Source organism: Lacrimispora sp. (genome assembly GCF_031982545.1).
In the GTDB taxonomy this organism is placed as follows: domain Bacteria; phylum Bacillota; class Clostridia; order Lachnospirales; family Lachnospiraceae; genus Lacrimispora.
This window is the reverse complement of sequence record NZ_DALYXB010000001.1, coordinates 320669-342684: the sequence shown is the minus strand read 5'-3', so window position 1 is coordinate 342684 and position 22016 is coordinate 320669. Positions and strand designations below refer to the sequence as shown.

Annotated in this window: 19 protein-coding genes; 14 read left to right on the top strand and 5 right to left on the bottom strand. The window is 41.8% G+C overall.

Annotated elements, in window-relative coordinates; translation table 11 throughout:
- Window positions 1-1203, top strand: coding sequence for an MFS transporter (locus ABS301_RS01620; protein WP_349670520.1), 1203 nt, complete (start codon window positions 1-3; stop codon window positions 1201-1203).
- 139 nt (window positions 1204-1342) lie between these two features.
- Window positions 1343-2692 (top strand): hypothetical protein, encoded by a 1350-nt coding sequence (locus ABS301_RS01615; protein ID WP_349670519.1) that lies wholly within the window; start codon window positions 1343-1345, stop codon window positions 2690-2692.
- A 48-nt stretch (window positions 2693-2740) separates the two neighbouring features.
- On the opposite strand, the gene ABS301_RS01610 is transcribed toward ABS301_RS01615, so the two are convergent.
- A complete protein-coding gene (locus ABS301_RS01610) occupies window positions 2741-4738 on the bottom strand; it encodes an oxidoreductase (protein WP_349670518.1) in 1998 nt (665 codons plus the stop codon).
- Between the two features lie 112 nt (window positions 4739-4850).
- Entirely contained in the window at window positions 4851-5774 is a 924-nt protein-coding gene (locus ABS301_RS01605; RefSeq protein WP_349670517.1) for a LysR family transcriptional regulator, read from the bottom strand.
- Window positions 5775-6132: 358 nt separating this feature from the next.
- Between ABS301_RS01605 and ABS301_RS01600 the strand changes: the two genes are divergently transcribed.
- The 3 genes from ABS301_RS01600 to ABS301_RS01590 are packed head-to-tail and all read left to right on the top strand — an operon-like array spanning window position 6133 to window position 10341.
- Window positions 6133-7401 (top strand): carboxylesterase family protein, encoded by a 1269-nt coding sequence (locus ABS301_RS01600; RefSeq protein ID WP_349670516.1) that lies wholly within the window; start codon window positions 6133-6135, stop codon window positions 7399-7401.
- A gap of 42 nt (window positions 7402-7443) precedes the next feature.
- Window positions 7444-8877, top strand: a complete 1434-nt coding sequence (locus tag ABS301_RS01595) for a PTS transporter subunit EIIC (RefSeq protein ID WP_349670515.1) — start codon at window positions 7444-7446, stop codon at window positions 8875-8877.
- Between the two features lie 39 nt (window positions 8878-8916).
- Window positions 8917-10341: a 6-phospho-beta-glucosidase gene (locus tag ABS301_RS01590; protein WP_349670514.1), complete on the top strand. Its 1425-nt coding sequence runs from the start codon at window positions 8917-8919 to the stop codon at window positions 10339-10341.
- A 47-nt stretch (window positions 10342-10388) separates the two neighbouring features.
- Here ABS301_RS01590 and ABS301_RS01585 read toward each other — a convergent pair whose 3' ends face one another.
- The gene (locus ABS301_RS01585; protein ID WP_349670513.1) at window positions 10389-12299 is read right to left on the bottom strand and encodes a sensor domain-containing diguanylate cyclase; all 1911 of its coding nucleotides are present in this window, start codon (window positions 12297-12299) and stop codon (window positions 10389-10391) included.
- 142 nt (window positions 12300-12441) lie between these two features.
- Between ABS301_RS01585 and ABS301_RS01580 the strand changes: the two genes are divergently transcribed.
- Together ABS301_RS01580 and ABS301_RS01575 are read left to right on the top strand one after the other, a co-directional pair.
- The gene (locus ABS301_RS01580) at window positions 12442-13401 is read left to right on the top strand and encodes a pyridoxamine 5'-phosphate oxidase family protein (protein ID WP_349670512.1); all 960 of its coding nucleotides are present in this window, start codon (window positions 12442-12444) and stop codon (window positions 13399-13401) included.
- Between the two features lie 58 nt (window positions 13402-13459).
- The gene (locus ABS301_RS01575; protein ID WP_104438625.1) at window positions 13460-13681 is read left to right on the top strand and encodes a permease of phosphate ABC transporter; all 222 of its coding nucleotides are present in this window, start codon (window positions 13460-13462) and stop codon (window positions 13679-13681) included.
- 72 nt (window positions 13682-13753) lie between these two features.
- On the opposite strand, the gene ABS301_RS01570 is transcribed toward ABS301_RS01575, so the two are convergent.
- On the bottom strand, window positions 13754-14458 hold the full coding sequence (locus ABS301_RS01570) for a FadR/GntR family transcriptional regulator (protein ID WP_349670511.1): 705 nt from the start codon (window positions 14456-14458) through the stop codon (window positions 13754-13756).
- 205 nt (window positions 14459-14663) lie between these two features.
- Here ABS301_RS01570 and ABS301_RS01565 point away from each other — a divergent pair, with 205 nt between their 5' ends.
- The 6 genes from ABS301_RS01565 (at window position 14664) to ABS301_RS01540 (ending at window position 21096) form a co-directional block, all read left to right on the top strand.
- Window positions 14664-15662: a DUF5692 family protein gene (locus tag ABS301_RS01565; RefSeq protein ID WP_349670510.1), complete on the top strand. Its 999-nt coding sequence runs from the start codon at window positions 14664-14666 to the stop codon at window positions 15660-15662.
- 22 nt (window positions 15663-15684) lie between these two features.
- On the top strand, window positions 15685-16026 hold the full coding sequence (locus ABS301_RS01560; protein ID WP_349670509.1) for a hydrogenase maturation nickel metallochaperone HypA/HybF: 342 nt from the start codon (window positions 15685-15687) through the stop codon (window positions 16024-16026).
- A gap of 134 nt (window positions 16027-16160) precedes the next feature.
- Window positions 16161-17258: a glycerol dehydrogenase gene (locus ABS301_RS01555; protein ID WP_349670508.1), complete on the top strand. Its 1098-nt coding sequence runs from the start codon at window positions 16161-16163 to the stop codon at window positions 17256-17258.
- A gap of 171 nt (window positions 17259-17429) precedes the next feature.
- Window positions 17430-17621 carry a ferredoxin gene (locus tag ABS301_RS01550; protein ID WP_349670507.1) on the top strand — a complete coding sequence of 64 codons (192 nt, stop codon included), beginning with the start codon at window positions 17430-17432 and terminating at the stop codon, window positions 17619-17621.
- Between the two features lie 90 nt (window positions 17622-17711).
- A complete protein-coding gene (locus ABS301_RS01545; RefSeq protein ID WP_349670506.1) occupies window positions 17712-18923 on the top strand; it encodes a DUF438 domain-containing protein in 1212 nt (403 codons plus the stop codon).
- Window positions 18924-19425: 502 nt separating this feature from the next.
- Entirely contained in the window at window positions 19426-21096 is a 1671-nt protein-coding gene (locus ABS301_RS01540; protein ID WP_349670505.1) for a methyl-accepting chemotaxis protein, read from the top strand.
- Between the two features lie 56 nt (window positions 21097-21152).
- Here the strand turns inward: ABS301_RS01540 and ABS301_RS01535 are convergent, their stop codons facing one another.
- Window positions 21153-21548, bottom strand: coding sequence for a pyridoxamine 5'-phosphate oxidase family protein (locus ABS301_RS01535; RefSeq protein ID WP_349670504.1), 396 nt, complete (start codon window positions 21546-21548; stop codon window positions 21153-21155).
- 118 nt (window positions 21549-21666) lie between these two features.
- Here ABS301_RS01535 and ABS301_RS01530 point away from each other — a divergent pair, with 118 nt between their 5' ends.
- Window positions 21667-22005 (top strand): winged helix-turn-helix transcriptional regulator, encoded by a 339-nt coding sequence (locus ABS301_RS01530; RefSeq protein ID WP_170823788.1) that lies wholly within the window; start codon window positions 21667-21669, stop codon window positions 22003-22005.
- Window positions 22006-22016: the final 11 nt, after the last annotated feature.

The following is a 22016-nucleotide window of genomic DNA, read 5'->3' as shown; positions in this document are numbered from 1 at the left end:
ATGAATAACAAAAGATACTATCCGACTGCATTTGCCTTATACTTTTCATTTTTTATCCATGGAATCGGAGCTTCCATACTGAGTCAGTATAAGACGAATTTTGCCAAAGCCTGGGGTGCCGGACAGCTGGCTGACGGAAGCTATGATGTAAGCAGGGTTGTTACCGTTATTGCAGCTCTCGGACTTGGAAGGCTGCTGGCACATTTTGTGGCCGGACCATTTTCAGACCGCTATGGAAGAAAGTTAAGCGGACTGATCGGGGTAGGGTTATATGTCATATTCTTTGCAGGAATTATTCTGTCACCCAATATGGCAGCAGCCTACTGCTTTGCCATTCTTGGAGGAGCGGCAAACTCCTTTTTAGATACCTGTGTCAGTCCGACCTGCATGGAGATCTTTGTCAATAACGGTTCCATAGCCAACATGTTTACAAAATTTTCTATGTGTGTCAGCCAGTTTCTCCTACCTTTTTTCATTCTTTTTGTAGGGAATGCAGGACTTCCGTACACCACACTGTTTATCATCTGCGGTGCAGCGATTCTGGCAGACGGCTTATTAATCCTGTTACTCCCATTCCCGGAAAGGGAGAAGAAAGGGGGAAATGGTGTAAAAACGAAACAGGAGCGGATGAAATTTACGCCTGTTTCCATCGCTGCAATCTTAATCGGTTTTACCAGCTCCTCCACATTTATGCTGTGGTTAAACTGCAATAAAGAACTGGGGCAGCTGTATGGAATGACCAGTCCATCTCTGATTCAGTCCTATTATGCGGCCGGCACGGCTGTTGCAATTATCGTAACGGCATTCCTGATTAAAAAGGGGTTAGGCGAGAAGACGGTTCTGATTTTATATCCCGCTGTTTCTACCGTCATGCTGCTTTTATGCTATTGGATCAGAACACCCCAGATTTGTATTATCGGAGGTTTTGTAATAGGATATGCAGGAGCAGGCGGTGTTCTTCAGCTGGCTGTGGCAACTACCATTCAGTTCTTCCCTGAGAATAAGGCAACTGCAACCTCCTTTGTGATGATAGCCTCTTCCGTGGCTAATTACACCATCTTGTCTCTGGCAGGATATTTGACCAGAATCGGAGGAAGCGAAGGACCCAGAATGATTCTTCTGCTGAATGCAGGTGTTACATTCCTGGGCGTTATGCTTGCGGTTTTTATAAAGGGAATGGAAAAAAGACAGAAAGCAAGATAGAGATAATAAAGACTCTGTCAGGAGCAGCAGTGCAGCAGTTCCTGACAGAACCTGAAAAATGAAAAGTATGTGTTCAATTTCAGACACATTCTTTTTTTAACCTTGAATGTTAAAAAAATAACAAAATACGGGAGGTAATATGAATTCGGAGAAGAAAGAACTGGCATTTATTCCAATGGGGATTTTTAAACTAAGAATTCCTTTTATCCATTATAAACTGGAAAAGGTAGAATTCATTCAGGGATTGATCGTAGGAGCGACCGCTCTTAGCGCGATCCCATATATGACAGAATATTTAGGGCTTCCATATGAACTGGCGTGGAGCTGCATTATTTTGGAGGCATTTTTATACATACTTCATGCAAACCTGGGCGATCCCGTGATTCCTGGCTGGATAACAGCAACATTGCCTCTCACACTGGCTTATTTAACTTCATACGAAATGGGGGCGGAGAGGATTCAGGCGATGATTGCCCTGCAGCTGCTGGTTGGGCTGGTATTTATATTTATGGGAGTGACAAAACTGGCTGAAGGCTTTATTAAAAATATTCCTCCGTCTATCAAAGGAGGAATCCTAATGGCAACTCCCATCACAGTTTTACAGGGGCAGCTATCTCCTAAGGGGCAGCTTAGAAATTTTCCGATAGCGGTTGGTGCTGGTGCTTTACTTCTTGCAATTATCAGCTTCTCCTCCTCTTATCAGGAGAAACGGAAAAAATACAAAGTCCTTGATATCATTGCCCAGTACGGAAACTTATTTCCCTATCTGATCGCCATGGTAATCGGAATCGCAGCAGGTGAGCTTGCCATGCCTCATGTGGAAATCGGCACATTTATCAAAATACCCATGTTTAAGGAAATGCTTCAACAGGTAGGGGTGTTTGGAGTGGGTTTTCCGGGAATCCGGATGTTTTTAAGTGCACTTCCTCTTGCACTGATCTGCTATGTAATCGCGTTCGGAGACTTTGTAACGTCTGAGAGTCTGATTAAAGAGGCAAAAGCAGAACGGGACGATGAAATCATTGATTTTAATTCCAGCAGATCCAATTTAATCAGCGGAATCAGAAATATAATTCTTGCCATCTTTGCCCCGTTTCCCCCACTGGCAGGACCTTTGTGGGTGGGAATGACGGTTTCTGTGAGCATCCGTTATAAGGAGGGAAAAGAGGCAATGAAATCTCTTCTTGGTGCAATGGGCTCCTTCCGACTTGGAACGTTAATCAGTGTTATCTGCATTCCTGTAGTTACACTATTAAAACCGGTATTTCCGGTTGGTGCAGGAATCACCCTGATCTTTCAGGCATTTGTCTGCGGAAGAATTGGCATGGAATACTGTGAGACGGATCTTGATAAAAGCATCGCAGCCATTATGGCAGTGGTTCTCGCCATGCAGGGCTCTGCCTGGGCGCTTTTAGTGGGATTTGGGCTTAACATTGTCCTTAGCAACTGGAGCGTTCCGGGAGTGAAAAAAAGAACAGCAATCGAATAGAGAAAACAGAGATGCCGGTTGGTTTTTCCCAACCGGCATCTCTGTTTTCTACAGGAACTCTTTGCGCTCCAGTGTATTTAATAAATTGCGTCCTTCCTGAATTCCGTCTATGATTCTTCGCGCCCGGACGCTGTCTCCGATGTTGATGATCTCTGCATCGGTATCATCAAAGGCCTGATGAAGATCATTGATGACCGGCGTGTTGGCTCTCATGCCAAGGCAGACAAAGCCATAGTCAAAGGGAAGCTCTGTTTCCGTCCCGTTCTGGCTGATGAGGAAAGAAGACTCCCGGACTTCAGTCAGTGTGGCTCCTGTTAACTGGACTACTTTATATTTTTTCATCATTGCATTGATTCCGCTTTTTGAAACAGGATCTAAGTCTTTTCCGATATCCGGCATCATTTCCACGATGAACACCTTTGCACCTCTGGGTGCCATATATTCCACCACATCAAGACCAACGGCACCTCCCCCAACAACCACTACCTGTTTCCCAGTCAGATCATGGGGATAATCAGGAATGTGTCCGATCATACCGGTTATGGAAGAAATGCGGCTGTCATCTTTGTCTATGTAATCAAAGAGTCCCTTAATGGGTGGTAGAAGAGGATTGGAGCCGGTGGCGTTTACGATAATATCCGGATTCAGACGTTTCACCCGATCCACAATGGCATCTTCTCCAGTAAAAAGATACAGGTTATGAAGATTTTTGGCACGGTTAATTAAGTAAGTTGGGAAATCATTCAGTCTTACCTTATCGGGAATTTTGGAGATCTCGGCTGCCAGTCCACCCAGATAATTCTTTTTTTCTATAAGAAAAACATTACACCCTACCTCTGCTGCAGTGCAGGCTGCCTCAAGACCTGCCGTCCCTCCTCCGATTACAACTACATTGCAGGGTTTCTTTACTTTGTTTTTCTCATAGGATTCCCCTTCATTCACACTGGGATTAACAGTACAGCGGATGGGGCGGTTGATGCCGATGCGGTTTCCTGCACAGCCGATGTTACAGGAGATACATTTATTAATAAACTCTTCTCTGCCGGTATAGGCTTTGTTTGCCCAGGAGGGATCTGCAATCAGACCTCTTCCAATTCCAATTAAATCGGCATCTCCTTTTAGAAGAATTTCTTCCGCTATCTGGGGATTTCGTATGTTTCCCATGGTGATACATGGCTTGTGATACCGGGCTTTTACTGCTCTTGCCATATAGGAGCGCCATCCATCCTTTAGGTAATTGGCATCAATCTGAAACTGAATGGAACCGTTTAAACCGCAGGATACATCATATACATCTACAAATTCATCAAAGTACTGTAAATATTCCAGTGTGTCTTCCAACGTGTTTCCACCCTCTAAAAGTTCATCAGCACTGATTCTTGCAAAGATAGGATACATAGATCCCACTTGTCTGCGCACTTCCTCAAATACCATCCGTGGAAGGCGTGCCCGGTTTTCAGCAGTGCCGCCGAATTCATCTGTCCGGTCATTGGTGAGAGGGGAGAGAAACTGACTGAGTAAGTAGGAGTGGCCTGCGTGGATTTCAACCGCATCAAATCCGGCAATCTGAGCCCGTCTGGCTGCCTGTCCGAATTTGATCACGATATCATCAATTTCTTCCCTGTTTAAGGGGCGGGGTAATTCACCGCCTGTTTTAGAAGGGATATCAGATGCAGACACTGGCTGCATATTGGTTCTTGCAGACTGTGCAGAAGCTCCCGCATGATTGATCTGTATGGCAGCACAGGCTCCCTGCTTATGAAGTTCTTCACAGAGCTTATAATAACGGGGGATATAATTGTCATGATCAATTCTGATCTGAGTGGTTCCATTGGAGCCTGACGGGTAATCTACGTTAGCATTTTCTACGATAATCAGCCCCGTTCCGCCCATTGCTCTCTGCCTGTAATAATTGATATGCAGAAAACTCATTTCTCCATTCTGCTCTCCATAGTTGGTTCCCATAGGCATCATGGCAATCCGGTTTTTGATTGTCATATTTTTAACAGTTAAAGGACTAAAAAGCTGTGAATATTTGGATTTCATATAATTTCTCCCTTTTCCTATAAATAAAAGTGATCTTAGATTCTCCTTCTATTATAAGCGTTGGGGAATGAAAAAACTAATTGATGAATTTGTAAGTATATATAAAAAATATTTATGGATTCTTCATGGAATTTTCCCTGTTTTCCTCTATAAATTGGATAAAGCGTGAGACAATGGGTGTCTGATACTGATTTTTTAAATAGGCCATATAAAAGCGGCGCTCCCAACTGGGATTTTTAATGGATATTTTTTTAACAGACAACTGGTTTAATTCAAACATATCCGGAACAATGGCAATTCCAAATCCTGCGGCAACAAATCCTGCAATTACCTGATCTTCCTCGATCTCCAATGCGATATTGGGAGTCGCGTTTATTTTTTGAAACAGGCTGTCCACAATGGAACGAAGTCCGCTTCTTGAGTGGAAAAAAATCTGGGGATAGGGCAGTGTTTCTGAAAGATCTGCTTCGGTCCGGTCTGCCAAAGGGTGGTCTGTGGGAACGATAAGAACCAGATCCTGGGCAGCCACTGGAACGAATTCAATATCTGGTTCATCCTTTGCATAAGAACTAAAAACCACGTCACAGGTTTTATCTTTCAGCATGGGGATTAAATCTGCAGTGATGCCGTCATGAAAATGAAAGGTGGCATTTGACCCAGCCTCCGTCTTTAAGTAACTGGAAAGGGTGAGGGGAATGTAATTGATTCCCAGAGTTCTTAAAAATCCGATCTCAATCAGACCCTCTCCCCGCCCGATCAGCTGCATTTTTAATATTCCGGAATCCAGAATGGATAAGGAGTGTTCCACATCAGATAAAAAATCCTTTCCGCATTTTGTAAGGACAATATTCCGTCCGTCTTTTTCAAATAGAGATACGCCCAGTTCGGTTTCCAAAGATGAAATGGCATAACTTAAGTTGGGCTGGGTGGTGTTTAACTGTGCAGCAGCCTTTGTATAGTGTTCCAGGTGCGCAAGTGTAACAAAATAGCGTAAATGATAAAGGTTCATGGCATCCGTAATTCCTTTTCTGGCCATTGCCGGCCCGTTTTTCAAAATAATGATAATGAAATTATAACATAAAACAGACAAAATCGGGCAATTCATCCTGAGTCAGGATTCAAATTATAAAAATACACAAAAAGTATTTACATAATTGGATAAATATGGTAATGTTTACTTAATTAATAAAGACTGAATTGATTTAAAAACAAATTAATAACTAGGTGTTACTGTATCAGCAGATACAGGCATGACTGGTGATATTTACATGTTTGCTTAAACAACGTGTAAGTATGATCAGTTTTTTTATTTTTATGAGTTATTAAACCATGGAACCATTGGGGAGAAGGCCAATCCCGTAATGAGTATAAATACATTTAAAAGGAGGAAATACATGAAAAAGATCAAGTGCACCAGAAGATGTCTGCTTTTATCTATGGTGCTGATGCTGAGTAGTACTGCATTTATGACTGTTGCAAGTGCAGATACAGTAAAGGCATCCGATGCAGAGCCTGATAAGGCAGTTACGGTGGAGAATGTCACTCTCCATACATATGTGGGGGATGATGGTCAGGAAGTACAGTCCATCACCTATCGGCTCAAGAATATTTCGGCGTTAGGCAGCATTGCACCCGATGATTTCAACATAACGATTGGAAGTGAAAGCTATCTGGTCAATGATATTATGATAATGGGTAACAATGTTAAACTTTACGTTGATCCATTCCGGTATCTTGGTAAAACGGTATACAATGAAAAAATGCAGCCAACCCATTATGACTTTTCCATTAACAGTACCATTGCTGGGCTAGACTTGAAAAAGGGAGATCCCTGTCAGATAAAAACAAGAACAGCAGATGATTTTGTGAAAGGAACGTTTAAAGGCAGCAACGGAATGGAACTTCCCTATTGGCTTTATATGCCTGCCGGTTCTGCAAAAGTGCCGCTTATGTTGTGGGAACATGGAGGCGGGGAAGTCCTTTCTTCCTCCTTTGAAGGAGCTAATATTTTAAATAACAGGGGAGCTGTTTCTTGGATAGAGGACGGATACCAGACGGCGGTTCTTTCCTTTCAGTTTCCGGAAAACTACAGTTTTGGGATCTCAGAAGAACCAGACCAGCTTAAGATAATGCAGGATTATAATGATGTGATACACGAGTTTATTCAGGATCTGATCAATCAGGGAAAGATTGACTCAAAACGGGTTTATATCAGCGGGGCTTCGTCAGGGGGCGGTGCGGTTTTGCGTTTTGTTATGCAGTATCCTGACTTTTTCGCAGCAGCCCTTCCCATTTGTGCAAAGGATACCTTAATACCTATATCCAAGCCCTATGGACTTGCATATAAGTTTGAAGGCAGTCTGGCGCTTACGGATCAGGATTATCGAAAATGCTATCAGGATATCTCTGATTTAATAAGTCATTCTGATATAACCAATGTTCCCATGTGGTTTGTACAGGCGGAGAATGATCCGATATGCACCAGCTATACTTCTAAAATTTTGTATCAGGTATTAAAGGATAAAGGAGCCGAAAATAATAGAATCACCATGTACAGTGATGAAGAAATGAAACAGGCGGGGCAGATGATATACCATAGTTCCTGGGTTCCTGCATTGAAAAGCAGAGAAATCATGGACTGGGTTTACAATCAGAAAAAGTAGTAGGGATGAAACCTTACTAAATATAAAAAGGAGAAGGAAAATATGGCAAGCAAGTACGATGGATTAGCAAGAATCATTATTCAGAACGTTGGGGGGAAATCCAATGTTATCAGTCTGACCCATTGCATTACCAGACTGCGTTTCAAATTAAAGGATGAGTCAAAAGCAAACACGGAGATCCTAAAAAACACCGATGGGATTGTGACAGTCATGAAAAGCGGGGGACAGTATCAGGTAGTCATCGGCAATCATGTGCCAGATGTTTATGAGGTAGTCTGCAAAATCGGCGGGTTTGGGGAAGACACCCCGGGATCAGACGAAGAAAAACCGGAAAAACAGAAGCTGTTTTCTGCCCTGATTGATACCATATCAGGGGTATTTCAGCCGATCCTGGGTGTGTTCTGTGCAACCGGACTTATTAAGGGAATTCTGGCAATACTTACGTTTACCGGAGTGCTCACAGCAGAAAGCGGAACGTATCAGCTCCTTTATGCAGTAGCAGACGGCTTCTTTTACTACCTTCCGGTAATTCTGGGATATACCGCTTCTAAAAAATTTGGGTTAAATCCATTTACAGGTATTGCACTTGGCTGTGCACTGGTTTATCCTAAAGTAGTGGCACTTACTTCCAAGGATGTAATGGAAGTATTGTTTGCCGGATCCATGTTTGAATCCAATATTTATGCTACATTTATGAAGATTCCCGTGATTATGCCCAAAAGTGGTTATCCGTCTTCCGTAGTACCCATCATTCTTGCTGTATATGTAGCGTCTAAGATTGAAAAGTTCTGGAAACGGGTGATCCCGGATGTAATTAAGAATTTCCTGGTTCCCACACTGACTCTGATGATTGCAGCACCTTTAACCTTTGTTGTGGTTGGACCTCTTGCAAATTCCATTGCAGCAGTCATTGGTTACCTGACCCAGGCTGCTTACAATGCAAGCCCTGTTTTAGAAGGTGCCATTGTAGGTGCGTTCTGGCAGGTACTGGTAATTTTCGGACTTCACTGGGGACTGGTTCCTGTCTATATTATGAATCTGAATACACAGGGATTCGACAGCTTCATGCAGCCCTATTTTGCAGCTTCCTTTGCACAGACAGCAGTCGTAATGGCAGTTATGTTTAAAACAAAGGATAAGAATTTAAAGAGTCTTTGTATTCCGGCAACAATTTCCGGTTTGTTCGGTGTAACGGAGCCTGCTATTTATGGAATCTCTCTGCCAAAGAAAAAGCCATTTATTATCTCCTGTGTGGCAGCTTCCATTGGCGGTGCAATCATCGGAGCGGGGAATGTTAAGAAGTATATGTCCGGGGCTTTGGGAATTTTTGGTTTTCCTGCTTATATCAATCCTGCAAACAATGATACATCCAGTGTACCCTGGGTAGCAGCCGGTGTAATTGTTGCAATGGTGATTGCATTTGCAGCCTGTTTCATTCTCTACCGGGACGAAGAAAACAGGAAGGTTTCTAACTGAGTCCCGTAATATAACAGAAAGAAAGGAAAGATAAAAACGATGAGAAAAGATTTTTTGTGGGGAGGCGCAACCGCAGCCAACCAGTGTGAGGGCGGTTATTTGGAAGGTGGAAAAGGTATGGGTACAGTGGACGTTGTTCCATGGGGTGAAAACCGTTTTCCCATTATGTTAGGTGAGATGAATTATAAGGATCTGCCTGACGACTCCTATTATCCATCGAGAGAAGCCATTGACATGTATCATCACTATAAGGAAGACATTGCGCTTTTTGCAGAGATGGGCTTTCGATGTTATCGTTTTTCTCTTTCCTGGTCCAGAATTTTTCCCACTGGGGAAGAAGAAATGCCAAATGAGGAAGGTCTTAAATTTTATGAGGAAGTAATTGATGAACTGTTAAAATATAACATCGAGCCGGTTATCACCATCTGTCATTTTGATGTACCCTTAGCTTTGGCAGATAAATATGGCTCCTGGAAGAACCGTAAACTGATCGACTGTTTTGTTCATTACTGTGACGCGATTTTCCGCAGATTCAAAGGAAAAGTCAAATACTGGATCACCTTCAATGAGATTAATATGCTTTTGCACCTGCCATTTATGGGAGCAGGAATCCTCTTTGAGGAAGGGGAGAATGTAAACCAGGTCAAATATCAGGCGGCTCATAACGAATTGGTGGCATCGGCTATGGCAACCAGACTTGCTCATGAGATTGATCCGGAGTGTAAGGTTGGCTGTATGCTGGCAGCAGGAAATTTTTATCCCTACAGCTGCAATCCGGAGGATGTCTTTAAAGCCATGGAAAAGGACCGGGATAACTATTTCTTTATCGATGTTCAGGCCAGAGGCCAGTATCCTGCCTATGCAATGAAATTTTTTGAAAGAGAAGGAATTACCCTCAATGCAGAGGAGGAAGATTACCGGATACTAAGAGAAAATACCGTTGATTATATCTCATTCAGCTACTATTCTTCCCGTTGTGCCTCAGCAGATCCGGAAATCCTAAAGAAGTCAACAGCCGGAAATGTAATGAAGAGCATTAAAAACCCCTATTTAAAGGCGTCTGACTGGGGTTGGCAGATCGATCCCCTGGGACTTCGTATTACCTTAAACACGCTGTATGACCGTTATCAGAAACCGCTTTTTATCGTGGAGAACGGACTTGGTGCAGCTGATCTGATGGAAGCAGACGGCAGTGTGTCAGATGATTATCGCATTGATTATTTACGGGAGCACATAAAAGCCATGATGGATGCGGTGGATCTGGATGGGGTGGACTTACTGGGATATACTCCATGGGGGTGCATTGACCTGGTAAGTGCGTCTACAGGAGAGATGAAAAAGCGGTATGGATTTATCTATGTAGAGAAAGACAATGAGGGGAATGGTACCTTAAAACGCAGCAGAAAAAAATCATTTTACTGGTATCAGAAAGTAATTGAAACAAACGGAGCTTCATTAGAATAAAAAACATGCCTGGGCAGAAACTAAAGTGCCCAGGCATGTTTTTTGATTCAGTTAATCACGGATATCTGATTCCTTCCTGCATTCTTTGCCTGATAAAGGGCAACGTCAGAACGTTCCATCAGACTCTCCAGAGTATCGGTATCCAGATGGAAAAAGGTTACTCCTACACTGATGCGAAGGGGAATCCGTTCCTTATTTTCCGTATAAAATTCCAACTCCTCAATTCGTTTGCATAATAGTTCAGCCGCCGCCACAATTTCTCCTTTACTAAAGCCAAGAATCAGTGCGGCAAATTCCTCTCCGCCAATCCGTCCCAGTAAATCCTGCCCTTTCATAAGTTTCTGGCATTCTTCTGTTACCATGCAGATTGCCCGGTCCCCTATGTTATGTCCAAAAGAGTCGTTAATGGTTTTAAAACGGTCGATGTCGATCATGAGAAATGCAGCTTTCTGACCGTGTTCTTTGATAGTTAAAAGCCTTTTATGAGCTGTCTCCAGAAAGCTTCTTCGGTTCATAATACCCGTTAGCATATCGGTTCTTGCCTGGATTTTAAGTTCCTGTTCTGTTTTTTTGCGATCGGAGATATCTTCTAAAGTGGAAAGAAACTGAACGATTTCCCCATCTTCATTTAAAATAGGAGTCAGAATTATATTCTCCCAGATAAAATCCCCATTCTTTTTCTTATTTACAATTTCACTGCTCCACTGTTTTCCTGAGAGAATTGTATTCCATAGAGTATGATAAAACTCCCGGTTGTGATAACCAGATTTTAAAATTCTTGGGTTTTTCCCTAAAACTTCCTCTAACTCATATCCCATAAGCTGTAAAAAAGTCGGATTTGCATATTCAATTTTTCCCGATGTATTGGTAAGAATAAAAGACATGGGACTCTGTTCCATAATTGCCTGAAACGTATCCTCACTTTTTTTCAGCTTCTGTCTTAATTCCTTATTAGAGGTGATATCACGGATTACACTGATGATGTATGTACTATTTTGAAATCGGGTAATCTGTGAGGAAATCAGAGCAGTTAATTCGTTTCTTTCTTTGGTAAGAATCGTGATTTCCAGATTTTTGCAGCTGCCCTCCTTATTAAGGATATCAAAAAAGCGGTCTCTGTCACTAAGGTTTTTCCAGAACTTTAAATCAAGTGTTGTTTTTCCCAGAGACTCCTCTTTCGTATATCCGGTTAATAATGAGTAGGTTTCATTTACATCGATTATCTTTCCTGTGGGAAGCTCAGAAATAAATACGGTATCAGGGATTGTTTTAAATATAAGACCAAAACGTTCCTCTGCATACGTTCTGTCCGCATGTTCTCTCTGGACAGTCATGACAATAAAGCAATAAGTCCATAAAAGGATACCGGCAATGGAGAGAAAGTAGCTCATAAAGGTAAAGAAGGAAGAGAAGTTGTAGTTGCGTGTTTCATTGAAAAAGGTAAGTAAAGCCCGGATGACGAAAAAGGTACCATAAGGAACACATGCTGCTGCAATGAGACTGGTGGCAGGACGGACAGAATCAATGGCATGACTGTTTAATATCTTCCCATTATGAAAGGAAACAATAGCGAAAGTGAGGCAAAATACAACAATCCGATAGCTTTTGTTTTCATAAAGAAAGGAAAACCAGAAATAACCAGCAAAAAACAGAATCGAAAGTAACAGCAGTTTCTTTTTCGCTACCGGTAAGTCTAAAAACCTTGAAAAGCCAATGTTCAATGCCAATATGGAAAAATAAAAGAAGATATTGGAAAAGAATACCAATAGATTTCCATAGTGGGAAATATACTGGTATGCATAAAGCAGTCCGCAGACGGCTGAAAAAATACAGCTGAAAAGTAAGTAGTTCATTCCGGGATAAATTTTAATAATGCGGAAAACAAACAGCATAATGAGCACTTGTATGAAGCTGATATAAAAATAAACAATGGCGATGGTAGGGATATCCAGAATCATAGCTGCTGCCTCCATTCTAGTTCAATTAAACCAATTTTAATATGTTTTATTATAAAAAGCAACTGGATGTATGGTATTAAAAAGTTCTTAAATTCTAAAATTTCTAGTTTCCGCATATGAATGGAGAAGGGGAGGTGGAGGAATGAAAAATACTTTAGTTCTATATGAAAGCAAATATGGATTTACCAAAATGGCGGCCTGGCAGGCGGCTCTCGTACTGGGACCCGGGAAATGTATGCGGTTTTCTGAATTTAACAATAATAAACAGGAATGGGATCTTGTTGTTTTACTGATTCCGGTCTATTATGAAAAACTGGATGAGGAAGCAGTTGAAAATATAAAAAATAATCTTGACCGGTTAAAAAAAGGAAAAGTAGTACTTTTTTGTACCTGTCTGGTGAAAGAATATGCGAAAAAATATCTGCAGCCGGTGAGCGACCTCCTTGGAAGCAGCGTTGTATTTCAGGAAGGAATCCCGGGGAATCTGATTTTAAAACAGCTGGATCAGGAAGATCGGGGCCGAACGGCATCATTTTTTAAATCAGCAGGACTTAAGGAGCAGGATTATCTTTGTTTTGATCAGAACTGGTATGTTGACACACTGCTTGGCATAAAGGCGTGGAAGGACAATCCCACAGAGGCAATGGATGAAAAAAAAATCCTTGAATTCTGTGAAGAATTCCTGTTAAACCATAATACCTGCTCATTATCAACCGGATATGGGAAAAGGGTTCGCGCCACACCCATCGAGTATCGGTATAAGAATGGATTTTTATATATTTTAAGTGAGGGCGGAGAAAAGTTTGCTAATATTCTGCTGAGTCCCAATGTCTCTGTGGCAGTTTTTAATGAGTTTCAGGGAATGAACCAGTTAAGAGGGATGCAAATCAAAGGCACGGCGGAAATAATAGAAACGGGGAGCGAAGAGTACTGTGATTTTCTCACTATGAGAAAATTAAAGGTTGAAAATGTGATGAAACTTCCTTCCTCTCTTTATTTGATAAAAATTACAATAAAAAGGATTGAATTTTTGTGGTCAGGCTTTCGGGAAATGGGTGTTGACGTAAAACAGTTTTTAACCTTTTCTGATCCGTCTAAATAAAAATATACAATAAGTATATACTAAGTACAAACGATGAAGGATAAAGGAGGCAAAAAAGATGAAACAGTTAATTGACTGTGCAGACCAGTATATCAGGCAGTGCAGAATCAAGGATTTTGCATTATTAAAAATTTGTCTTTGTGCAGTGGGCATTATAATCGGACTTTCCATTCCGGAGAAAAAGAGGAAGTGGCCTCTTGCAGCGGCAGGTTTTGTATTCGTCATCAGTTATGTCATGCTTATGGCAGAATTCATAAAGATCTATATGGATGAAAGGTGAAAGGAATCAGATAAAAAGCCGGTTATATTAGTTCTTAGGAAAGCTGATGTAACCGGCTTTTTCTGTACATATTCAGTAATAAATTTCCCGATGACCATGGATGCTTTCGGACAGGGAACGTTTCAAATAGTCCCCGGCCCCTTTAAAGTTCCTTTCTTCTATCATGGTACACAGCTCGTTTGTGTTTTCATAAAGAGCTGGGATTCCATATAAGGCACAGAAACGAAGCCAGAGCGTGCAGGTCAGGGATTTGAATGAGCGGAATATCAATGGAAGAAGGGAATTCCCGGAAAACAGTGCCAGATGATGATGAAAGTCAAAGGCGGATTCCGCCGCGTCCTGCGGGCAGGAGGCTCTGCCAATGGCTTCTGTAAGACTTCGCAGTTCTAAAAGCTCTGCATCTGTGATGACTTTCGACCCAAGATCGATGGCAAGGGTATCAAGGGCAATTCTAAGCTCTAAAATAGACCGGATTTCTTCTTTTCGCAGCACCCCTCCATTGTAATTGACAATAGAAAGAAAGGTATCCATAGTTCCTTCTTTTCGGTAGTCCGCTATAAAAATCCCCTGTCTCTGGCGAATGTCAAGAAATCCTTTTTCTGCCAGAGCGATTACGCCCTCGTTGACTACGGATCTGCTGATCTGCATGGTGGCCGCCAGCTCCCGTTCCGGAGGCAGCCTGGTTCCAATTGGGAGCCGTCCGGATAAGATTTGAGATTCCAGTTCCTTTACGAACAGTTCTTTTAATGTAGGTGCATTCAGCTTTTTAAATTCCATATCATAGTTCCCCCTGTTTGTATGTGATTGTTCCTGGTTCAGCCAGGTACCACAATTCTAATTATATGGTAATTTTGTATAAAAAGCAATGAAAATTACTGTGAAAACCTCTGGTTTTCAGTTAAATATTAGGAAGATTTTGACAAAAGTGAAAACAGAGTGTTAAAATATAAACAAAGAAATAATATAAATTGGGGGTAGAAACATGTTTGTATTTCAATCAGCGAAGGGTGGAATCCCTGTCACTTATCTTCTCATGTGGTTTTTGGTATTTGCTTCGCTATTCTTATTAAATGAGGTGTCACGGCGCTATAAAATGATTGGTCTGCTTTTCTTTTTCGTCATGCCCGCCGTATTATCCGTCCTCTGGTTTACAGTGCTGAAAAAGAGTACCTATACAGACTGGTTTCATCTTGCAAAGGTCTATTCTGCCACGGCAGGCTGCATTGGTTTCTGGTTAATCAGGCATTATGAAAAAACAAGAAAAGACAAAACCGTATTCCGCCTGTGTGACAGCCGGATTGCTCTTTGTTTTCCTCCGTTAATCCTGGCGGTTAATATTATGGAGGCAGTGACAAGAGATATCGAAGTTGGAATGACGTACCATACCATAGCCCAGGATGCAACAGCGGATGTCTCTGTGCTTTTAATGGGAGGCCCCTGGAATTTTATGAATGCAGCGGCAGGGATCTTAAATATCATTACCATAACCGGCTGGTTTGGTATCTGCCTCAGGAAAGTGACGGAGAAAGACAAGAGTAAGGATATGCTTTGGCCTGACATGCTCTGGTTCTGGATCGCAGCCTATGATATATGGAACTTTGCTTATACCTATAACTGTCTGCCTCACCACGCCTGGTACTGCGGTCTGGCACTTTTACTGGCACCCACTCTTTGTGCATTTACGGTAGGAAAGGGAGCATGGCTGCAGCATCGTGCCCAGACGCTTGCGCTCTGGTGTATGTTTGCTCAGACCTTCCCAGGATTTCAGGATGTGGGACAATTCCGGGTGGACTCGTCTTATAAGCCAGGTATTTACTTTGCAGTCAGCCTGATTGCGTTGTTAAGCAATGCAGCAGTGGCAGTCTATATGGGGATTAATATCTGGAAAAAGCACCGAACCCCCTATGGACCTGAACTTTATACAGATTTGAAATCGTATCAGGAAGTGAAAGCGTTAGCAGAAACAAAAGCAACCGTATAACAAATAGAGCGGGAGGATTGGTATGCATGAACTGGGAGTCATGTCGGAAGTGGTCCGGATTGTGGAAACTGTAGTCAGGGAGCAGAGTCTGACACAGGTTGAAAGCCTTGTGCTGCAAATTGGCGAGATGGCTTCTGTGATCCCCTATTATGTAGAACAGTGTTATCCTGCCGCTGTTAATGGGACTATACTGGAAAACACCCGTCTTGCTATTGAAATTCTCCCTGCCAGTGGACGCTGCAGTGAATGCCATAAAATGTTCCATGTCACAGAAGATTATTTCAAGTGTCCGTTCTGCCAGAGTTTCTCCTGGGAACTGTTAGAAGGAAGGGAATTTTTAATAAAGGAGATTGTGGCATTTTAACTCCATATGATTCACATCAGTAAGATTGTATTGGAATTTATACCTTGTTAAAATATTGACATTTCATTGTGACAGGCGTATATTTGACGTAGCATAAACGATAAATTTTTACTGATTGATGAGAGGAGACTACTATGCTGAAATTAATGAGATCACCTTTAAAATACGTACAGGGACAGGGGGCTTTGTCAGCCGTTTATGAAGAAACAAAGAACCTTGGAACATCATTTCTGTTTATCTGCAGCAACAGCGGATATAAAAACTGCCATGAAAAGATTGAAAAAAGCTTTGAGGGAAAAGAAGCTGAATTGAAATTTGAGATATTCGGTGGAATCAGTTCCATAGGCGAAGTAGAGCGGATGCAAAAAATAGTCAGAGAAAATCAGATAAACTGTGTGGTTGCAGTTGGAGGCGGTTCTGCCATTGATACCGCAAAAGCAACAGCTCATTATGAGAAACTGCCGGTGGTAATCATACCTACCGTGGTTGCAACCGATGCACCCTGTACCGGCTTGTCCGTAATCTATAACAATGACGGAAGCTTTTCCCATTACATATTTTATCCAAAGAATCCTGATGCAGTAATTGTAGATTCTGATATTATTGCGCATGCACCTGTTAAATTCCTGGTTGCAGGAATGGGGGATGCACTGGGAACTTATTTTGAAGCGAGAGCCTGTGAGAAGGCAAAAGCACCCAGCCTGGAAAACGGGGGAATTACAAAATCCGCCATGGCTCTTTGCAAACTTTGTTATGAGACTCTTTTAGAAGATGGATATAAGGCGCTGAAGGCGTGTGAGAATCAGATTGTAACACCTGCCCTGGAAGCAATTATTGAAGCGAATACTTATTTAAGCGGTGTAGGCGCAGATAATGGCGGTCTGGCAGTCTCTCATTCCGTATACAATGGATTTACAGCGCTGGAGGAATGTGAAGCCACGATGCACGGCAGTGTGGTAGCTTTCGGAACTTTGGCTCAGCTGGTATTGGAAGATGCCCCGAAAGCAGAGTTTAATCAGGTGCTGGAGTTCTGCGTCAGTGTAGGTCTTCCGGTGACCTTAAAAGAAATTGGTGTAACAGAGAAAGAGAGAGTTCATATCGCTGCTAAAAATGCATGTGCCGAAGGCGAAAGCATTCATAATATGATCGGAGATGTAACTCCTGGGCAGCTTTATGATGCTCTCATTGCTGCCGATGTGCTTGGTCAGGAATATCTGGCAAAAAGAAAGTAAAAAATCAGATAGATAAAAAAGAAGATCCTGCAGTCAGTCCCACAAGTAAGGGGCAGGCTTTGGATCTTCTTTTTATTTGAATATTTTCGATAAAAATTACCAACAATAAAAGTGCATTCAGGGTCAAAGAATGAAAGCTGTCCCCGGGACAGAACAGAAAGGAGTTAGAAAATGGTAGCAGAAGTAGATAGAGAGGGCTGCATCGAATGCGGGCTCTGCGCTTCCGTATGTCCGGAGGTATTTCGTATGGGTGATGATGGTCCGGCAGAGGTATACGTTGAAACCGTCCCAGAGTCATCAGAATCATCGGCGGTTGAGGCACAGGAAGGCTGTCCGGTCTCTGTAATTAAAGTAGAAGAATAATCACTGAAGACACCTCTTTCTGAAACCAAGCAAAGAATCAGACTGAGGTGTTTTTATTACTTTATTATAAAATGGAAAAGGAGAACTGTAATGAGTGAATACATCAATAACCGCCAGATGAGACAAAAGACAATCAAAGACATTATCCGGCAGCTTCATGAGGGAAAGACTGTAGATCAGGTGAAATCCCAGTTTGAACATGTATTTCATGGAGTATCTGCCACAGAGATTTCAGAAGCGGAGGGTGCTTTAATTGCGGAGGGGCTTCCTGTAGAAGAAGTGCAAAAATTATGCGATGTCCATGCGGCTGTATTTAAGGGGTCAATTGAGGAAATTCATCAACCAGAAGAGCCGGCACTGATTCCTGGTCACCCTCTCCAGGTACTGGTCCGGGAAAATAAGAAAATCTCTCACATACTGGAAAAGGAAGTCCGGCCATATCTGTCCCTGACAGCACTGGAGGGATCCGGGGCAATCGATCAGTTAAAGGCGGGTGTGGAACAGCTGAAGGATTTAGACGTCCACTACAAAAAGAAGGAGAATCTTTACTTTCCCTATATGGAGAAATATGGAATTACAGCGCCTCCCAAAGTCATGTGGGGAGTGGATGACGAAATCAGAGCCCAGGTGAAAGAAGTTTCAGCCCTTCTTAACAATGGTTCCATACAAAAAGAGACTCTGATGCAAAAAGCTCAGGATATGGCTGATAAGATTGAAGAAATGATATTTAAAGAAGAAAATATCATGATCCCCATGCTAATGGAAAACCTTACACAGGAAGAGTGGAAAACCATTGCAGATGGAAGCGGCGAAATCGGCTATATAATTGAACATGTGCCAAAGTGGGAGCCAGGAGAAGTTCAAAAGGAAGAGAAAGTTTCTGTCTCTGCAGAAGATGGAATCGTAAAGCTGCCTTCCGGGGAAATGAACATCGAAGAGCTGACTGCCATGCTTAACACACTTCCTTTTGATATCACATTCGTTGATAAAGAGGATAAAGTGAAGTATTTTTCAGAAGGAAAGGACAGGGCATTTCCAAGAACCAGAACGATTATCGGTAGAAATGTATCCAACTGCCACCCGCCTGCAAGTGTCCATATCGTAGAAAAAATCGTAGAAGATTTTAAAAATGGGGGGAAGGATCAGGAGGATTTCTGGATCAGAATGGGAGAAAAATATATCCTGATTCGTTATTATGCCGTTCGCAGTATAGATGGTGTATATCTTGGAGTATTGGAAGTCACTCAGGATATTGGACAAATTCAGAAAATTACAGGAGAAAAAAGATTGATGTCTGAATAAATGTAAAAAATAAAAGAGTACAAGCCGTAATTCGTTTGAAAATTGTGGGATGCTTGTGCTCTTTTATCAATTAAATAGGAGAAAATGCCACAGTATATTTGGTACTGCGGTTACAAAAATATGTATTTTTCGACAATATATATTATACGACTAATATATATTGTTTGTCAAATAGGAAGTAATTATATAAATTAATTATTTAAAAATATAAAGCAAAATAATTGACAAAATAATCATTCTGTAATTTAGCTTATAAACATGAGAACGCCGTCATAAATCACGTCATAAAAAATGTTAAAAACTGGATCCCATCTCTCTAAATAAGCTTCTGTCATGTATGGGGTGAAATACGATTATATGATAAGATCGCCGTCTATATTTCCGTCATTAAGCTGTTTATTGTATGTATAACCTGTATTATCCATAGAAAACCGCAGTACCAAATATACTGCGATCAGTAGTCTGGTACTAGCTGCAAAAGATAAAACAGGGAGGAAATTAAATGAAGAATTTTAAGGATTACAGCATTTCCCGAAAACTGCGGACCGGTTTTTTATGTCTGACTCTGATTATGCTTATTGTGGGAGGGGCGGGAGTTGCCGGACTTTTCAGGATCAGCGCAATGGATACATATTTGTATGAAAAGCAGACAGCGCCAATTGAAAACCTGATGGAAGCCGTTGAAGGACTGTATCAGTTTCGAATTGATTCAAGAACCATGGTTATTGTAGCAGGTGACAACGGGGAATTGGATAAGCTGGAACAGGATTTTAATAACGATAAAGAAAAATTTCTAACAAATATAAAAGAGTATCGGAAGACAATAACTAATCAGGCATCTTATGCACTTCTTGATGAATCAGTAGATCTTTTTAATAATTCTTTTGAGCCGGCTATCCAAAATTGCCTGAAAGAAGCGCGAAATGGGAAAAGTAAGGAAGCATATGCCGAACTTTTAAAGGAAACCGACAATATCCAGAAAATGTTTGATAATTTTGATTTACTCATTGATAACCGCATGAACGAGGCTCATAAAACAAACAACGACAATCGTTTTACTGCTGACGTTCTGATTGCAGTTTTAATCTTTGTGGTAATCTTTGGCGCATGTTCCGGAATGTTTTTAGGAAACAAAATTTCCGGAATGATCAGCCGTCCCATCACCCGGGTTGTGGATGCTGCAGGTCGTATTGCACTAGGACATATTGATGTTGATCTGGGAAATATCGATTCAAAAGATGAGACCGGGCAGCTTGCAGATGCTTTTATGCAGATGACAGGCAGTATTAAAAAACAGGTAAATGCAGCAGAAGACATCAGCAATGGTGATTTCACCATACAAGTTCCGCTTCGTTCTGATAAAGACGTTCTGGGTCTTGCATTACAGAAAATAAGAAACGATTTAAGCAGGACTCTGCTGTCCATCAGTGTGGCGGCAGACCAGGTCAATGAAGGCTCCGCTCAGGTGGCATCAGCAGCCCAGGCACTTGCATCAGGAACCACGGAACAGGCCGCTACGGTGGAAGAATTGAGCGCATCGGTAAACAGCATAGCAAAGGAAGCAGAACAGAATGCAGAAAATGTAAAGAAAGCTACGATTCATATTGCAGATACCGGAGAAGGTTTAAAAGAAGGCAATGTATACATGCAGAAGTTAAACTCTGCAATGAAAGATATTGGAACTTCTTCAGAAAAGATATCCAGTATCACGAAAGTCATTGAAGATATTGCATTCCAGACCAATATTCTTGCTTTAAATGCGGCAGTGGAATCAGCCCGCGCGGGAGAAGCCGGAAAGGGGTTTGCCGTTGTGGCTGATGAGGTAAGAAACCTTGCAGGTAAATCAGCAGAGGCTGCAAAGCAGACTGCAGATTTAATTCGCGATTCTGTGAGAATTGTATCTGAGGGAGAAAAGCTGGCAGAAGAAACAGCCAGACTGCTCCTTGGAGTAGGAGAAAAATCGGAGCTTGTAGGACGGTCAGTAGGAGAAATTGAGAAGGCTTCAGCCAAACAGGCACTGATGATTGATGAAATTAACCAGGGACTGTCCCAGGTATCTGCTGTCATTCAGACCAATGCAGCTACTGCGGAGGAAAGTTCTTCTTCCAGCGAAGAACTGGCGGCACAGGCTCACTTACTTACCCAGGAAGTGGAGAAATTCCGATTACAGTAAAAGAAGAATTCTTTTAAGGAAACGGCAGTTTAACAGCTGCCGTTTTCCGCTATGGTTTAGAATGTAACAACTTTTGGTTCAGAAGTGAATGAAGAAATGGTAGCAGTTGCATTCTTCAAATATAAAACTGCAAAGATTCCATCGTCTACGGAATACATGCGGCTGAGTGCAGCCTTATTGTCCTCCATCATGGCAGCTCTTGCTTCCCTGTGGTCATCCCACACTGCTTCGGCTTCCAGTCTGATCCATGTTCCCTTATTCATAGCGGAAATTTCTATTTTAGGATTTTTCTGCATCTGATCAAAAACTTTTTTCTGATTGTTGGTTGTGATGTAAAGTCTGCCTTCAAATTCGCAGACAGCACCAAAGGGACGAACACGGGGCTGATCTCCCTCTGTGGTTGCCAGGTAAAATGTTCCGCATTCTTTTAAGTAATTGAGGATTTCGTTCATTGCTCTTGCTCCTTTCGTATGACCATGATATAATTTGTTTACGAGATTATTATATCGAGTATGAGAATTTTGTAAACTACGATATTTTATGATACCTAGTATCAAGGAGGATACCTATATGGATAAAAAAGATTTATTTGGACTGTGTCCTTACGTTACCTCTCAGAAGATCCTTTCCGGCAAATGGTCCATATATCTTCTCTATTTACTAAAGGATGGACCGGTGCGTTTTAATGAACTGAAGCGAATGATGCCGGAGGAGATTACCCATACAACTCTTTCCAGACAGTTAAAATCCCTGGAAGAGGAGGGACTGATTGTCAGAAAAGAGTATTCCCAGATTCCGCCAAAGGTAGAATACTTTTTAAGTGAAATCGGCAATAAATTTGATAAAGTTCTTCTGGCACTAGGAGAATGGGGAGAGGAATATATTGAATTTATAAAAGAAAAGGCATAAGAATTGCTTTA

Excerpts from the sequence above, each read along its gene's own strand:
- ABS301_RS01620 (WP_349670520.1), top strand. The coding sequence starts at position 1 with ATGAATAACAAAAGATACTATCCGACTGCATTTGCCTTATACTTTTCA.
- ABS301_RS01585 (WP_349670513.1), bottom strand. The coding sequence starts at position 12,299 with ATGATTCTGGATATCCCTACCATCGCCATTGTTTATTTTTATATCAGC.
- ABS301_RS01600 (WP_349670516.1), top strand. The coding sequence starts at position 6,133 with ATGAAAAAGATCAAGTGCACCAGAAGATGTCTGCTTTTATCTATGGTG.
- ABS301_RS01575 (WP_104438625.1), top strand. The coding sequence starts at position 13,460 with ATGAAACAGTTAATTGACTGTGCAGACCAGTATATCAGGCAGTGCAGA.
- ABS301_RS01605 (WP_349670517.1), bottom strand. The coding sequence starts at position 5,774 with ATGGCCAGAAAAGGAATTACGGATGCCATGAACCTTTATCATTTACGC.
- ABS301_RS01615 (WP_349670519.1), top strand. The coding sequence starts at position 1,343 with ATGAATTCGGAGAAGAAAGAACTGGCATTTATTCCAATGGGGATTTTT.
- ABS301_RS01540 (WP_349670505.1), top strand. The coding sequence starts at position 19,426 with ATGAAGAATTTTAAGGATTACAGCATTTCCCGAAAACTGCGGACCGGT.
- ABS301_RS01590 (WP_349670514.1), top strand. The coding sequence starts at position 8,917 with ATGAGAAAAGATTTTTTGTGGGGAGGCGCAACCGCAGCCAACCAGTGT.
- ABS301_RS01565 (WP_349670510.1), top strand. The coding sequence starts at position 14,664 with ATGTTTGTATTTCAATCAGCGAAGGGTGGAATCCCTGTCACTTATCTT.
- ABS301_RS01530 (WP_170823788.1), top strand. The coding sequence starts at position 21,667 with ATGGATAAAAAAGATTTATTTGGACTGTGTCCTTACGTTACCTCTCAG.
- ABS301_RS01560 (WP_349670509.1), top strand. The coding sequence starts at position 15,685 with ATGCATGAACTGGGAGTCATGTCGGAAGTGGTCCGGATTGTGGAAACT.
- ABS301_RS01535 (WP_349670504.1), bottom strand. The coding sequence starts at position 21,548 with ATGAACGAAATCCTCAATTACTTAAAAGAATGCGGAACATTTTACCTG.
- ABS301_RS01545 (WP_349670506.1), top strand. The coding sequence starts at position 17,712 with ATGAGTGAATACATCAATAACCGCCAGATGAGACAAAAGACAATCAAA.
- ABS301_RS01570 (WP_349670511.1), bottom strand. The coding sequence starts at position 14,458 with ATGGAATTTAAAAAGCTGAATGCACCTACATTAAAAGAACTGTTCGTA.
- ABS301_RS01550 (WP_349670507.1), top strand. The coding sequence starts at position 17,430 with ATGGTAGCAGAAGTAGATAGAGAGGGCTGCATCGAATGCGGGCTCTGC.
- ABS301_RS01580 (WP_349670512.1), top strand. The coding sequence starts at position 12,442 with ATGAAAAATACTTTAGTTCTATATGAAAGCAAATATGGATTTACCAAA.
- ABS301_RS01555 (WP_349670508.1), top strand. The coding sequence starts at position 16,161 with ATGCTGAAATTAATGAGATCACCTTTAAAATACGTACAGGGACAGGGG.
- ABS301_RS01610 (WP_349670518.1), bottom strand. The coding sequence starts at position 4,738 with ATGAAATCCAAATATTCACAGCTTTTTAGTCCTTTAACTGTTAAAAAT.
- ABS301_RS01595 (WP_349670515.1), top strand. The coding sequence starts at position 7,444 with ATGGCAAGCAAGTACGATGGATTAGCAAGAATCATTATTCAGAACGTT.